This window comes from Nitrosovibrio sp. Nv6 (assembly GCF_900110495.1).
Taxonomy (GTDB): domain Bacteria; phylum Pseudomonadota; class Gammaproteobacteria; order Burkholderiales; family Nitrosomonadaceae; genus Nitrosospira.
Map to the genome: position 1 here is coordinate 1 of NZ_FODX01000001.1, position 13,940 is coordinate 13,940.

14 protein-coding genes and 1 tRNA gene are annotated in these 13,940 nt (G+C 52.7%); all 15 read left to right on the forward strand.

Annotated elements, in window-relative coordinates:
* Positions 1-671: 671 nt before the first annotated feature.
* Positions 672-1,580, forward strand: a complete 909-nt coding sequence (pstC, locus tag BMX66_RS00010; RefSeq protein ID WP_090877160.1) for a phosphate ABC transporter permease subunit PstC — start codon at positions 672-674, stop codon at positions 1,578-1,580.
* 121 nt (positions 1,581-1,701) lie between these two features.
* Complete coding sequence (gene pstA / locus BMX66_RS00015) at positions 1,702-2,625, forward strand: phosphate ABC transporter permease PstA (RefSeq protein WP_090877163.1); 924 nt, start codon at positions 1,702-1,704, stop codon at positions 2,623-2,625.
* A complete protein-coding gene (gene pstB, locus BMX66_RS00020; protein ID WP_090877165.1) occupies positions 2,619-3,428 on the forward strand; it encodes a phosphate ABC transporter ATP-binding protein PstB in 810 nt (269 codons plus the stop codon). The genes pstA and pstB overlap by 7 nt, the downstream gene beginning before the upstream one ends.
* Positions 3,429-3,690: 262 nt before the next feature.
* Positions 3,691-4,446 carry a triose-phosphate isomerase gene (tpiA, locus tag BMX66_RS00025; RefSeq protein ID WP_090879580.1) on the forward strand — a complete coding sequence of 252 codons (756 nt, stop codon included), beginning with the start codon at positions 3,691-3,693 and terminating at the stop codon, positions 4,444-4,446.
* A gap of 18 nt (positions 4,447-4,464) precedes the next feature.
* Complete coding sequence (secG, locus tag BMX66_RS00030; protein WP_090877167.1) at positions 4,465-4,842, forward strand: preprotein translocase subunit SecG; 378 nt, start codon at positions 4,465-4,467, stop codon at positions 4,840-4,842.
* A 104-nt stretch (positions 4,843-4,946) separates the two neighbouring features.
* Positions 4,947-5,031: transfer RNA gene (locus BMX66_RS00035), tRNA-Leu, on the forward strand.
* 81 nt (positions 5,032-5,112) lie between these two features.
* The gene (locus tag BMX66_RS00040) at positions 5,113-5,469 is read left to right on the forward strand and encodes an NADH-quinone oxidoreductase subunit A (protein ID WP_090877169.1); all 357 of its coding nucleotides are present in this window, start codon (positions 5,113-5,115) and stop codon (positions 5,467-5,469) included.
* 4 nt (positions 5,470-5,473) lie between these two features.
* Positions 5,474-5,950 carry a NuoB/complex I 20 kDa subunit family protein gene (locus BMX66_RS00045; protein WP_090877171.1) on the forward strand — a complete coding sequence of 159 codons (477 nt, stop codon included), beginning with the start codon at positions 5,474-5,476 and terminating at the stop codon, positions 5,948-5,950.
* 8 nt (positions 5,951-5,958) lie between these two features.
* Complete coding sequence (locus tag BMX66_RS00050; protein WP_090877174.1) at positions 5,959-6,576, forward strand: NADH-quinone oxidoreductase subunit C; 618 nt, start codon at positions 5,959-5,961, stop codon at positions 6,574-6,576.
* A gap of 24 nt (positions 6,577-6,600) precedes the next feature.
* Positions 6,601-7,854: an NADH-quinone oxidoreductase subunit D gene (locus tag BMX66_RS00055; protein ID WP_090877176.1), complete on the forward strand. Its 1,254-nt coding sequence runs from the start codon at positions 6,601-6,603 to the stop codon at positions 7,852-7,854.
* A gap of 28 nt (positions 7,855-7,882) precedes the next feature.
* Positions 7,883-8,359, forward strand: a complete 477-nt coding sequence (gene nuoE / locus BMX66_RS00060; protein ID WP_090877178.1) for an NADH-quinone oxidoreductase subunit NuoE — start codon at positions 7,883-7,885, stop codon at positions 8,357-8,359.
* Complete coding sequence (gene nuoF, locus BMX66_RS00065) at positions 8,356-9,633, forward strand: NADH-quinone oxidoreductase subunit NuoF (protein ID WP_090877179.1); 1,278 nt, start codon at positions 8,356-8,358, stop codon at positions 9,631-9,633. The genes nuoE and nuoF overlap by 4 nt, the downstream gene beginning before the upstream one ends.
* A gap of 95 nt (positions 9,634-9,728) precedes the next feature.
* Complete coding sequence (nuoG, locus tag BMX66_RS00070) at positions 9,729-12,146, forward strand: NADH-quinone oxidoreductase subunit NuoG (RefSeq protein WP_090877181.1); 2,418 nt, start codon at positions 9,729-9,731, stop codon at positions 12,144-12,146.
* Between the two features lie 22 nt (positions 12,147-12,168).
* The gene (gene nuoH / locus BMX66_RS00075) at positions 12,169-13,269 is read left to right on the forward strand and encodes an NADH-quinone oxidoreductase subunit NuoH (RefSeq protein ID WP_090877183.1); all 1,101 of its coding nucleotides are present in this window, start codon (positions 12,169-12,171) and stop codon (positions 13,267-13,269) included.
* A gap of 14 nt (positions 13,270-13,283) precedes the next feature.
* On the forward strand, positions 13,284-13,772 hold the full coding sequence (nuoI, locus tag BMX66_RS00080) for an NADH-quinone oxidoreductase subunit NuoI (RefSeq protein ID WP_090877185.1): 489 nt from the start codon (positions 13,284-13,286) through the stop codon (positions 13,770-13,772).
* Positions 13,773-13,940 lie beyond the last annotated feature (168 nt).

Sequence of the window (13,940 nt, forward strand, 5' to 3'; positions counted from 1 at the left end):
GCCACCTGCATCGACTGCCATCAGAACCTGGTGCACAAGGAAGCTCCCGAAACCGACCTCAACGAAAGCATCAAGCAGGGCAAGCTGGTCCTCAAAACCGCATCGAAGGATGAGGATGAGGAGGAAGAAGAGGACGAGGAAGAGGAGTGAATTGAATGATAGATGCAGTCTGACCGATCATGCTGTCAGTCAAGAATCAGTGTCTCGGTAATCTGCAGATGAATTCGCAACGAATCAATTAACGGTACCTTTGCTGGATTCGCTGTTGGCGATCCAGCTTTAGGTCCGATTGCCACCGCAGTAAACCGCTGTTATCCATTTTTGATTCAGCCTGCGACCCCTTGATCAACTGGGAATCCACCCGAAATGACGCTGCTTGCGGCGCTGTAACATCTGATGGGGGAATTCTGTCCGGTAATCGGGGCATCACTTGAAAGCTTGTCTGCCGGTCGATTTTTCAAAGCTGAATAAGCGCCAATCGGAATGTTTTAAACGACAATCCTCTGATTATTGACCCTCTGTCTGTCAATTCTTGAATAGGCCAAAGGCTTATTCTGGCTTTTTATGCCATTTCAATGTCACAAAACTGTAATATACCCAGCGTAATATGTAACCTGCTCAGGGAACGTTCCTTTTAAAATGCATTGCCGGCGACAGCACAGTCCGACGAAATGACTCAGCCTAAAAGACTCGGATATAGCTATCGTCGGCATTTGGGTGAGCGTTTTATCGAAGCGTTGCTGTTCCTGATGGCATTTGTCTCGGTGGCGATCACCATTGCTATCGTCGCGATGCTGGTTAAAGAGTCGATTGTGTTTTTTGAACACGTTCCGCTTTGGGAATTTCTCACCGATACCGAGTGGACGCCGTTGTTCGATAACGCACACTACGGCATACTCCCGCTGATTTCCGGCACGGTAGTAAGTTCCGCTGTCGCGCTTCTGGTTGCCATTCCCCTGGGCACGATCACTGCGATATATCTTTCGGAATTTGCGCCTTTCACTGTCCGTGAAATGGCCAAGCCATTTCTCGAGTTGCTAGGCGGCGTCCCGACTGTCGTGTACGGTTATTTCGCATTATTGTTTGTGACACCCCTGCTGCAGAAAATATTTCCCGAATTGCCCGGCTTCAGTCTTCTTTCCGCCGGACTGGTGATGGGCATCATGATCATTCCCTATGTGAGTTCCATGGCTGAAGACGCAATGCGCGCCGTACCCATGCATTTACGTGAAGGTTCTTATGCAATGGGCGCAACCCGATTCCAGACGGCTATCAGGGTAGTGATGCCCGGCGCTTTTTCGGGCATAGCTGCTGCCTACATTCTCGGGATTTCCCGCGCGGTGGGCGAGACGATGGTGGTGGCTATCGCCGCCGGCATGCAGCCAAATCTTACCTGGAACCCGATGGAACCAGCCGCTACCATTACCGCTTATATCGTTCAGGTAAGTCTGGGCGATCTGCCTCATGGTAGCATTGGTTATCAGACTATTTTTGCCGCTGGGCTTACGCTACTGCTGTTAACGTTGATATTCAACATCATTGGCCATGTTCTGCGTAAACGTTACCGTGAAGTATATTAAAATCATCAACCATGATCGTTATTTGTATTCACAATTAGCCCAATGTGCTTTTCCTGTATTTCTGGCTGTTCGATTCCCGGCTTGCCGATGAGCAGGTTTATATCTTTCCCGGGGCTAGTTGATGAAGGATAAAGACCTGGGCGAGATCCGCGCCATCATTGCACGTCATAAGTTGTGGGACCTGATTTTCATGATCGTCGGCATATTTGCGCTGATGATCGCGGTGCTGACATTCATGGCGTTATTCGCTCATATGCTTATCGACGGGCTCCCACGTTTGTCCTGGGATTTTTTTACATCCTTTCCATCGCGTCGTCCCGGATCGGCAGGCATACTTTCCGCCTGGGTCGGTACAACCCTGGTCATGCTGGTGACAGCTGCGGCCGCCGTGCCAATGGGCATCGGGGCGGGGGTTTATCTGGAAGAATACGCGTCCAAAAATATCATTACCGAAATCATCGAAATCAATGTTACCAATCTTGCAGGCGTTCCATCCATTATCTATGGACTGCTGGCGTTAAGCCTCTTTGTACATCAATTCGGGTTTGGTCAGAGTATTCTGTCGGCCGGACTGGCGTTGGCATTATTGATCCTGCCAGTGGTAATCGTGGCCACCCGAGAGGCGATACGCGCCATTCCAGTGGTCATCCGCGAGGGCGCCTACGCGCTCGGCGCAACCAAATGGCAGACCGTTTCCGATCATCTGCTTCCTTATTCTGCGGCCGGTATTTTAACTGGCGTTATTATTGGCCTGGCTCGCGCTATTGGCGAAACAGCGCCGATCATCACTATTGGCGCACTGACTTTTATCGCTTTTTTACCGCCGTCCCCGGTGAAAGCCGAGTTTCCTTTTATATCCTTCGAGTGGCTGATGGCACCATTTACCGTAATGCCAATCCAGATGTTCAACTGGGTATCGCGGCCGGAAGAGGCGTTTCAGATTAACGCGGCGGCCGCAGGGTTGGTGCTGGTAGTGATGACCCTTGCCATGAATGCGATTGCCATCTATTTGCGCTACCGCATGCGCAAGAATTTAAAATGGTAGAGAATTCGGCCGGTGGAAATTCTACTGTCGATGCCCCGCATGCCCAGTACAAGTCGGAAGTCAGAAACCTTAGCTTTTATTACGGCGCCTTCTCCGCGCTCAAAAACGTCAACATGATGTTGCACGAAAAAAAGGTAACTGCACTGATCGGCCCCTCGGGATGCGGCAAATCCACGTTTCTGCGCTGCTTCAATCGTATGCACGACCTTTACCCCGGCAATCGTTACGTGGGCGAAATCATTCTGCATCCGGACAATATCAATATACTTTCGCGTAATGTCGATCCAATCGAAGTACGGATGCGCATCAGCATGGTATTTCAGAAACCGAACCCCTTCCCGAAGTCAATTTACGAGAATGTTGCTTATGGTTTGCGCGTGCGTGGCGTCAGACAGCGTGCGGTACTGGACGAGAAAGTGGAGGAAGCGCTGCGCGGTGCAGCGCTATGGGACGAAGCAAAAGACCGCCTGAATCAACCTGCCTATAATCTTTCCGGCGGTCAGCAGCAACGCCTGTGTATCGCACGGGCACTTGCAACCGATCCCGAAATCCTGTTGTTCGACGAACCTACTTCCGCGCTTGACCCGATCGCTACAGCGAGCATTGAGGAACTCATCGCTGACCTGAAAGATAAGGTAACGATTCTCATCGTTACCCACAATATGCAGCAGGCAGCGCGTGTCTCGGATTACACCGCTTATATGTATCTCGGTGAGATTATCGAGTTTGATGTTACTGACACCATTTTCATCAAACCCAAAAATAAACAGACGGAAGATTACATTACCGGACGTTTCGGATAGATTCATATACCGATCTATTGATAGTTTCTTTTTGCGGTATTGGCCGACGCGCTCCGCGCTCTTCCGCCGGCTCTTCCATACCCACGGCCACGGTCATGCCCACGGCTATTCCTACACCCATTTTGTTTGCTTGTCTTCGCCCACGTCGTTTTATTTTCTTCGGGGCTTTTGTTCCCGGGCGATATTGTCAGTCGTGATTGACCCCGTATTCATTCACGGGTAACATTCGCAGCTTTCAAGTCAAAGGCGGCTCTCCATGGCTATGCGTCCGAAGCTGGTTGCGGGTAACTGGAAAATGCACGGCGGAACCATACAGAATCGGGAGTTGCTTGCTGCGATTGTGGCCGGAACGGAAGGGCTGAGCGGGATTGGTCTGACCGTGTGTGTGCCTTACCCCTATCTTTCGCAGGCGCAGTCGGTGTTGCAGCATACAGCTGTTTCCTGGGGCGCCCAGAACCTGAGTCAGCATGATAAAGGCGCCTACACAGGCGAAGTTTCGGCGGCCATGTTAACGGATTTCGGTTGTCGCTATGTCATAGTCGGTCACTCGGAACGCCGCGCGTTGTATGGTGAGGATAATCATACGGTAGCGCTGAAATTCAAGGCGGCGCAGACAGCTGGGCTGATACCTGTCCTGTGCATTGGCGAAACCCTGGATCAGCGCGCGGCCGCCGTTACCGAGCAGGTAGTGGCAGAGCAATTGGACACGGTAATTGACCTGATGGGGATAGATGCACTTGCGGAGTCTGTACTTGCTTATGAGCCTGTGTGGGCTATCGGTACCGGTAAAACTGCTACACCGCAGCAGGCCCAGGACGTGCATGGATTCATTCGCAGCAGAATCGCCGCTAATAGTCGCGGAGTTGCTAATGAACTTCAAATTCTTTATGGCGGCAGCGTCAAGGCGAACAATGCTGCGGAACTATTTGCCATGCCCGACATTGATGGGGGTCTGATTGGCGGTGCTTCACTTGTTGCCGATGAATTCATCACCATCTGTCGCGCGGCTAAAAACTAATTCATTTTGGAGTAGGTTTTGGAAACAGTCATCTGGATACTACACCTCTTGTCGGCCGTCAGCGTAATTGTTCTGGTTCTGCTGCAGCACGGTAAAGGGGCTGATATGGGAGCCGCCTTCGGCAGCGGTTCTTCGGGAAGTCTGTTTGGCGCCAGTGGCTCGGCAAATTTTCTGAGCAGGACCACCGGTGTGCTGGCCGCAGTATTTTTCATGACCAGTCTGGGTCTAACCTATCTTTCCGGTCACAAGACGGAAGATGGAGGAGTCATGGATAAAGAAGTGCCCGCACAATCAGCCAAGCCCCCTCAGCCCGCTCAGCCGGCCGAGTCCTCACAGGCTGCACCTGAAATTCCCGCGGATGGAGGAGCTTCCAAAGCTACAGAAATACCGGAATAACTTAATGATGAGTTAATCGAGCTTTAATGATGAGCTGATTGAACAATCAATTAAAGCTGCGTTCTAATCAAGATTATGCTTCAGATCGGAACTCGAATTAAGCCGCCGACGTGGTGAAATTGGTAGACACGCCGTCTTGAGGGGGCGGTGGCGAAAGCTGTGCGAGTTCGACTCTCGCCGTCGGCACCATTTAAATGGAATAAGCGGAGAATCAGGCCGGGCAAAGAGTAAAGGTGGGCCTGCTCTCCAGCTCTATACTTTTGATTGCATATGCTCGAAAATTACTTTCCCATTCTGCTGTTCATTTTGCTTGGCCTTGCCGTAGGGGCCTTGGCCATGGGGTTTGGCTGGCTATTTGGTCCAAACCGTCCTGACAGCGAGAAATTGTCCCCGTACGAGTGCGGTTTCGAAGCGTTCGAAGATGCGCGCATGAAATTCGACGTACGCTATTATCTGGTAGCCATCCTGTTCATCCTGTTCGACCTGGAGATTGCGTTCCTGTTTCCATGGGCGGTTGTATTGAGCGAGATTGGTCTCTTCGGTTTTATCGCAATGATGGTTTTTCTCGGCATCCTGGTCGTGGGTTTTATCTACGAGTGGACCAAGGGCGCCCTGGAATGGGATTAAGGTCATGAGTGCTAACGGTGCAATGGAAAAAGGTTTTGTCACCACGAGTCTGGATTCGGTTATCAACTGGGGACGTACCGGGTCCATGTGGCCCATGACTTTTGGTCTCGCCTGTTGTGCAGTGGAGATGATGCAGGCGGGCGCGTCGCGTTACGACCTCGACCGTTTTGGGATCGTATTCCGCCCAAGTCCGCGTCAATCGGACGTGATGATTGTTGCCGGCACTTTGTGCAACAAAATGGCGCCCGCATTGCGTAAGGTCTACGACCAGATGGCTGAGCCGCGCTGGGTAATATCCATGGGCTCCTGCGCCAACGGGGGCGGTTATTATCATTACTCGTATTCTGTTGTACGTGGCTGCGACCGCATCGTGCCGGTCGATATCTACGTCCCCGGCTGTCCACCCACGGCGGAAGCGTTACTCTACGGGATTATTCAGTTGCAGAATAAAATCCACCGCACCAATACCATCGCCCGTTGAGTCATCATATGTCGTCGCCTCGTCTGGAAACGCTCTCCTTTTGCCTTCAAAATGTGTTGGCCGATAAGCTTGTCAATGTCAGCGAACAACTGGGCGAGCTCACCATATCGGTGCTTCCTGCTGATTTGTTGGGAGCGATGGAAACCCTGCGCGATCATCCCGAACTGGGTTTTGAAATGCTCATCGATTTATGTGGTCTGGATTATTTGGGCTATGGCGCCGAATTTGTCGGCGAAAACGACCGGACGGGCAAGCGCTTTGCTGTTGTATATCACCTGCTCTCCATCAACCATAACCATAGGGTGCGGGTCAAGGCGTTTGCGAATGATGATGAATTCCCGGTTGTGGATTCGGTGATAGGCATCTGGCCGTCCGCTAACTGGTTCGAGCGTGAGGCGTTCGATCTTTACGGTATCGTTTTCACCGGCCATCCGGATTTACGCCGTATTCTTACCGATTATGGTTTTATTGGCAGTCCGTTTCGAAAGGACTTTCCATTAAGTGGTAACGTCGAGATGCGTTATGACCCCGATCAGCAACGGGTAATCTATCAGCCGGTCAGCATCGAACCGCGCCAGATTACGCCGCGCGTAATCCGCGAAGAGCATTATGGGGATAGTGAATGAAGTCTCCGTGGAAGACTCTTAAATATGGCTGAGATACGCAACTACACGATGAACTTCGGTCCGCAGCATCCCGCGGCGCATGGAGTATTGCGCCTGGTGCTGGAGCTCGACGGAGAAGTCATTCAGCGTGCCGATCCGCATATCGGGTTGCTGCACCGCGCGACCGAAAAGTTGGCCGAATACAAGACCTACATTCAATCCGTTCCTTACATGGACCGGTTGGACTATGTGTCCATGATGTGTAACGAGCATGCTTATGTGATGGCCATCGAGAAGCTGCTTCAACTCGAGGTCCCGGTGCGCGCGCAATATATTCGCGTGATGTTCGACGAAATCACACGGATACTCAATCATCTTTTATGGCTGGGCGCCCATGCGCTGGATGTGGGCGCGATGACGGTATTTCTGTACGCGTTTCGCGACCGGGAAGACCTGATGGATGTTTACGAAGCGGTGTCGGGCGCCAGAATGCACGCTGCTTATTACCGCCCTGGCGGGGTCTATCGGGATCTTCCGGAATCGATGCCGCAATATCAGGCGTCAAAAATCCATAACGAAAAAAGTACCAAGGTACTCAACGAAAATCGTAGCGGTTCGCTGCTGGATTTTATCGAAGATTTTACCAACCGGTTTCCTACCTATGTAGATGAGTATGAAACCCTGCTTACAGACAACCGTATCTGGAAACAGCGTCTTGTCGGCATTGGTGTGGTCTCGCCGGAACGGGCAAAGGCGCTTGGCTTCACCGGCCCCATGCTGCGCGGTTCCGGTGTGGAATGGGATTTGCGGAGAAAACAGCCTTACGAAGTATACGATCGAATGGATTTTGACATACCGGTAGGTGTCAATGGCGATTGCTATGATCGCTATCTGGTCCGGATTGAGGAATTCCGTCAGTCCAACCGCATCATCAGGCAGTGTGTCGATTGGCTGCGAAAGAATCCCGGCCCGGTCATCACGGATAACCATAAGGTCGCACCGCCTCCACGAGTTGAAATGAAACAGAATATGGAAGAGTTGATTCATCATTTCAAACTTTTTACCGAGGGTTTTCACGTGCCCCCTGGTGAAACCTATGCCGCGATTGAGCATCCCAAAGGGGAATTCGGCATTTATCTGGTATCGGATGGCGCCAATATGCCTTATCGCCTGAAAATCCGTGCGCCAGGCTTTGCTCATCTGGCGGCGCTGGATGAAATGTCGCGCGGACATATGATTGCCGATGTTGTAGCCATTATCGGTACGCAGGATATTGTGTTCGGTGAAATAGACAGATGACGTCATTGACAGTTAAACAGTTATCAAGATGTTAAGCGCCGAGTCCATCAAAAAAATCGACCGTGAAATCGCCAAATATCCCGCCGATCAAAAGCAATCAGCGGTAATGTCGGCGCTCGCCATCGCTCAGGATGAGAAAGGGTGGCTGACCACCGAAATAATGGATTTTGTCGCCCATTATCTTGAAATGCCGCCAATCGCGGTATATGAGGTGGCGGCCTTCTACAATATGTACAATTTGCAGCCGCTGGGCAAATTCAAGATCACTATCTGTACGAATTTGCCTTGCGCGTTATCCGGCGCGAATGAGGCCGTGGCGCATTTCCGGCAAAAATTGGGTATCAATTTCAACGAGACGACTGCTGACGGTAAATTCACCTTGAAAGAAGGCGAGTGTATGGGGGCATGCGGTGACGCGCCTGTACTCCTGGTCAACAACAAACGCATGTGCAGTTTCATGTCCAACGGCGCGATTGACCAATTGCTGGAGGAGTTGAGCAAATGACTCAGCCTACACAGGTACTGCTGGCCGGAGTGAATCCATCGGATCCGGACAATTGGCGCCTCAAAAATTATGAGCAGCGCGAGGGTTATGCCGCGATTAGAAAAATTCTGAACGAAAAGATTCCGCCGGAAAAGGTCATCGAGGAAGTCAAGAAATCTGCCTTGCGGGGTCGCGGTGGTGCGGGTTTTCCCACTGGGCTGAAATGGAGTTTCATGCCCAAGCAGTACGAAGGCGACAAGTACCTGGTGTGCAATTCGGACGAAGGCGAACCCGGCACCTTCAAGGACCGCGACATCATGCAGCACAACCCGCACATTCTGATCGAAGGCATGATGATCGGTGCTTATGCAATGGGCATCAGGACCGGCTACAACTATGTTCATGGAGAAATCTGGGATACCTATGAGCGCATGGAGGAAGCGGTAGACGAAGCACGCGAGGCGGGACTACTCGGGAATAACATTCTGGGTTCCGATTTCAGTTTCCAGTTATACAATCATCATGGTTACGGCGCCTATATCTGTGGCGAGGAAACCGCGCTGCTGGAATCACTGGAAGGCAAGAAAGGCCAACCACGCTTCAAGCCTCCTTTCCCTGCCAGCTTTGGCCTCTATGGCAAGCCCACCACCATCAACAACACCGAAACATTCGCCTCCGTGCCCTGGATCATCCGCAACGGTGGGGACAAATTTCTGCAACTGGGCAAGCCCAATAATGGCGGGACGAAGCTTTTCTCCGTTTCCGGTCATGTCAACAAGCCGGGCAACTATGAGGTGCCGCTGGGTACGCCGTTCGCAACACTGCTGGAGATGGCGGGCGGTATGCGGGGCGGGCGAAAACTGAAAGGTTGCATTCCTGGGGGCTCATCCATGCCGGTACTGCCGGGGGACGTCATGATGGAGACGGACATGGATTATGATTCCATCGCCAAAGCGGGGTCGATGCTGGGTTCGGGCGCGGTCATCATTATGGATGACACCACCTGCATGGTGAGAGCGCTGGAGCGGCTGTCCTATTTTTATTATGAAGAATCGTGTGGTCAATGCACGCCTTGCCGGGAAGGCACCGGGTGGCTCTACCGTGTTGTGCATCGCATCGAAACCGGCAAGGGGCGGATGGAGGATCTGGATCTGCTCAACAATGTTGCCGACAATATTCAGGGGCGCACCATCTGCGCACTGGGCGATGCTGCCGCAATGCCGGTACGCGCTATGATTCAGCATTTTCGTGACGAGTTTGCATACCATATCGAGCACAAGAAATGCCTGGTATAGCAGGGGTGGCGAATAGCACGGATGAAGCCGATGTGTTTTTTTCTTGTCTGCGTTTACTCGCTAAGCCGATTCGTTAAGCCGAGAGTATTTATCCAATGATCAATTTCGAAATCGACGGTAAACCGGTGTCTGTGCCCAAGAATGGCACCGTCATGGACGGTGCGAATCAGCTGGGTATATACATTCCTCATTTCTGCTATCACAAAAAGCTCTCCATCGCCGCCAATTGCCGCATGTGCCTGGTACAGGTGGAAAAAGCGCCCAAGCCCTTGCCCGCCTGCGCGACTCCCGCCATGGAAGGCATGAAGGTATCGACCCATTCCGGACAGGCGGTGACAGCACAGAAAGGCGTGATGGAATTTCTGCTGATTAATCATCCGCTGGATTGCCCTATCTGTGATCAGGGCGGTGAATGCCAGCTGCAGGACTTGGCCGTGGGTTATGGAGCGAGCTCATCACGCTACACGGAAGCCAAGCGGGTGGTGGCAAACAAAAATCTGGGTCCCCTGATTTCCACCGATATGACGCGCTGTATCCATTGCACGCGTTGTGTACGCTTTGGACAGGAGATTGCCGGCATCATGGAGTTGGGGATGGCGGGCCGCGGTGAGCATGCTGAAATCCTTTCATTTGTGGGCCGTACGGTGGATTCGGAGTTGTCGGGCAACATGATCGATCTCTGTCCGGTAGGCGCGCTCGTGAGCAAGCCATTCCGTTATTCAGCGCGCACATGGGAATTATCCCGCAGAAAATCCGTGAGTCCTCATTGCGGTCTCGGCTCCAATCTGGTGGTCCAGGTGAAACAGAATCGTGTAATGCGGGTCTTGCCGCGTGAGAACGAGGACATCAACGAGTGCTGGTTGTCGGATAAGGATCGTTTCTCGTACGAGGGATTAAACTCGGAAGAGCGCCTGAGCAAGCCGATGATAAAGCGCGAGGGTCAGTGGCAGGAATGCGACTGGCAAACGGCGCTGGAATTCGTCGCTAACGGATTGAAAGCCGTAACGGAAAAACATGGCGCGCAAAGTATCGGCGCATTGGTTTCTCCTCATAGCACGCTGGAGGAACTCTATCTGCTACAAAAATTCGTGCGAGGATTAGGTAGTGGAAATATTGATCATCGTCTGCGGCAATCCGATTTTCGTGCGGATGATCATATGCAAGGTACGCCATGGCTGGGAATGAGCATCGCGGATGTTTCTCGCCTTAAGTCGGCGCTGGTTATTGGCAGCACCTTGCGCAAGGATCATCCTCTCCTTGCGCAGCGTTTACGCCAGGCGGTAAAACATGGCGCACAGTTGAACTTGATCAATCCAGTGGATGATGACCTGCTTACCAAGGTAGCGAATCGCACCATTGTCGCGCCCTCCGACATGGCAGCCATGCTTGCCCAGGTTCTGAAAGCCGCCGCCGAGTCAAAGAATGTGGAAATTCCTGGCGACGCAAAGAATGCGTTAAACACGGTTAACGTGAGTGATGCCGCGCGTTCGATCGCAGCCAGCCTCATCGATAATAAACCCGCTGCTATCTTCCTCGGCAACGTGGCTCAACATCATCCGCAATACACGGATATTCACGTGCTGGCGCAGCATATTGCCCAAATTGCCGACGCGCAATTCGGCATATTAGGCGAGGCCGCCAACAGCGTCGGCGCCTATATCGCCGGGGCAGTTCCTGACCGGAATGCCATGGGCGAGTCGGCCGGCAGTCAGGTGCGATCAGGAAGCCTCGATACTTCGCAAATGTTCGGGATGCGTGCTGAAGCTACTGCCGGGGAGTCATGCCAAGCTTATATTCTGCTAAATCTGGAACCGGAATTGGATAGCTACGACCCGCGGCAAACAATGAAAGCCCTGGGCGCAGCCGAGCTGGTTGTGATGATGACCGCATACAAAAACTACGCTGTGCTTCAAGGCGATTACGCCGATGTATTGCTGCCTGTCGCGCCGTTCACCGAGACCTCCGGCACTTTCATCAACACGGAAGGCCGCGTGCAAAGTTTCAATGGCGTTGTGGCGCCCCTCGGAGAAACGCGTCCGGCATGGAAGGTTATCCGGGTGCTGGGCAATATGCTGCAACTCGATGGCTTTGATTACGAAACGCCGGATCAGGTGCGCGCGGATATCCTGCCGGCGGGAACCGATGTCGGCGCTCGCCTGAATAATAATCTCAGCGGTTTTGTTGTCGGGGACCTTGGGCCGAAGGATATTGAAATCCAGCGCATCGGCGAAGTACCGATTTATCAGGCCGATCCTATCGTGCGCCGTGCTGAATCCCTGCAGCGGACCAGTGACGCGGGTGTGCCGAAGGCATGGATGCGCGGTGATCTCATGGACAAGCTTGGCATAGGAGCCGGAGACAACGTCCGGTTGAAGCAGGGAGAAGGCGAAGTGCAACTGGCGGCGGCGCGGAACGATAAGCTGCCCGCCAACTGCGTGCGCGTGGCTTCCGCACACCCGCTGACCGCGGCTCTGGGTGGAATGTTCGATGAAATAGTGGTGGAAAGGCTGTGATGGAAGAAACCGGAATTATCTGATGGAATACGCGCAACAATTATTCGGGGATTTTTTCGGCGCCGAGTGGGGTCCGGCCCTGTTCGTTTTGACCAAGAACGTGCTGTTGATCTTCGCCATCGTGCTGCCCCTGATGCTGGCTGTGGCCTATCTTACGTTTGCGGAACGCAAGATCATCGCCTTCATGCAGATGCGCGTGGGACCCAACCGGGTGACCTTCTTTGGCATTCCGTGGCTTGGCGGCTGGGCGCAACCCATTGCAGATGCGGTCAAGGCGGTGATGAAAGAAATCATCGTTCCCAGCGGCGCGAATAAATTCCTGTTCGTGCTTGCGCCGATATTGACGTTCGCCCCCGCACTTGCGGCTTGGGCGGTCGTGCCATTTTCTCCGGAAGTGGTATTGGCGGATATCAATGCGGCTCTGCTTTATATTCTGGCTATGACTTCCATGGGCGTCTATGGAGTTATCATCGCTGGCTGGGCGTCCAACTCCAAGTATGCGTTCCTCGGCGCGATGCGTTCCGCCGCGCAGGTGGTTTCATACGAGCTGGCAATGGGTTTTGCCCTGGTATGCGTACTGATGATGTCGCAGAGTCTGAATCTGGGAGATATCGTCATGGGTCAGCAGGGCGGGAGCTTCCTTAACTGGTATCTCCTTCCGTTGTTTCCCATGTTTTTGGTGTACTTCATTTCCGGTGTCGCGGAAACCAATCGCGCGCCGTTCGATGTGGCCGAGGGTGAGTCGGAAATCGTAGCAGGGTTCCATGTCGAGTATTCCGGCATGGCCTTTACCGTGTTCTTTCTGGCGGAATATTCCAACATGATCCTGGTGGCTACGCTTGCCAGCATCATATTTCTGGGCGGTTGGCTGCCTCCGGTCAACATTGCACCATTTACGCTGGTTCCCGGTTTTATCTGGCTGGTTTTAAAAATAGCATTTTTACTGTTTTGTTTTCTCTGGTTCCGCGCCACTTTTCCACGCTACCGCTATGATCAGATCATGCGTCTTGGCTGGAAGGTGTTTATTCCTATCACGTTGGTCTGGATACTGCTTTTAGGCCTGGTGATGCAGCTCCCATCGTCGATTCTGAGCGCATTCCCGCTTAATTTGTGGTTCCACTGAGACAGGAGAAAGCCATGAACCGTATCAAGGATTTTTTCCGTACTTTCCTGTTATTTGAACTGCTCAAAGGGATGATGCTAACCGGACGATACATGTTTGCGCGTAAAATCACGGTGCACTTTCCCGAAGAAAAAACGCCCCAATCGCCACGCTTTCGCGGGCTCCATGCATTACGCCGGTATCCGAACGGCGAAGAGCGCTGTATCGCTTGCAAGCTATGCGAAGCGGTGTGTCCGGCATTGGCCATCACCATCGAATCCGAGCAGCGCGATGATGGAACCCGGCGCACCACGCGTTATGACATAGACCTGACAAAATGCATATTTTGCGGCTTCTGCGAAGAGTCCTGCCCGGTGGATTCGATTGTCGAGACTCGTATCCTGGAATATCACGGCGAGAAACGCGGCGACCTGATCTATACCAAGGAGATGCTGCTTGCGGTGGGAGACCGGTATGAGGAACAGATAGCAAAGGATAGGGCGGCAGATGCCGGCTACCGATGAATCTCGCGGTTAATTACATGGGTATGCTTTCTGGATCCAGATTCGCGAGTGTCAGAGGTTTCACCGGGTTATGCTACCCGGCCCGTAGAACCAGTCCGACCCACAAAGTGGGTTGGCAAATGAGCGGACTTGTCGGGTTACGCTACATTAACCCGACCCCTGGAACAT